Annotated in this window: 1 protein-coding gene; it reads right to left on the reverse strand. The window is 39.0% G+C overall.

Annotated elements, in window-relative coordinates; translation table 11 throughout:
- Nucleotides 1-902, reverse strand: a 902-nt coding sequence (locus ACRCJ0_RS15790) for a magnesium transporter (protein WP_431391135.1), incomplete at its 3' end; no start/stop codon positions are given.
- Nucleotides 903-933 lie beyond the last annotated feature (31 nt).

A 933-nucleotide genomic window follows, 5' to 3' on the forward strand; every position in this document is an offset into this window, starting at 1 on the left:
GAATATTGCTCGTCCACGTCTACCCCGGCCAAACCAGAGTAGTCTTGCATGGCTTCATCATTCAAGACGTCGATAACGTCATCGACGGTTACGATACCAATCAATTCCCCTGTTTCTTCAACAACGGGCACCGCTAGGAAATCGTAGTCTTGAATGGTACGGGCAACATTGATTTGGTCTTCATTAACATCTACCGATACAACACGATCAGACATTAACTCATTAACCATCACATTACCATCATTCACGATCAAGTCACGAAGAGATAGTACTCCGACTAAACGGTTATCATCATCCACAACGTATAGGTAATAGATTGTTTCAGCATTTGCTGCTTTAGCACGCAACATCGTCATCGCTGATTTAACAGTTTGATTGGTTGTAATCGACACGAATTCAGTGGTCATAATTGACCCTACAGTCTCATCTGCATAATGCATCAACACTTTAATATCATCTGCCGCCGCTTTTGGCATTAAATGCATGTAAGTCCGTACTTTTTCAACATTTAATTCATTTAAAATATCTACTGCATTATCGGTATACATGTAGGAAAGAACATCAGCTGCATATTTATCATCCATATCATATAGGAAGGTCAAAATACGGTCGTGATCGTCTTCATCAATAATATCGTAAACTTCAGCTAGTTCTTGTGGCGCTAAATAATCATGCAATTTCACCCGCTCAGATGGATCCAAAGTCAGGTAAATCTGTGCTTGATCATATGTATGGTTTTTGAAGAATTCTTCTCTAAACCGGTCTTGGTCATTATGATGCAGTGCCTCTATAATACTTTCATAGATTTCCTCATCAGTAGGCTGACTCATCTCAAAGATTTCCACTTCTTCGTTTTCTGTTTCTCGATTATCTAAGACTTGTTTATTTTCATCGCGACTCATATTCTCACCCCTAAGTCATTTTTTTGATATG

It is taken from the genome of Aerococcus sp. L_32, assembly GCF_050689315.1.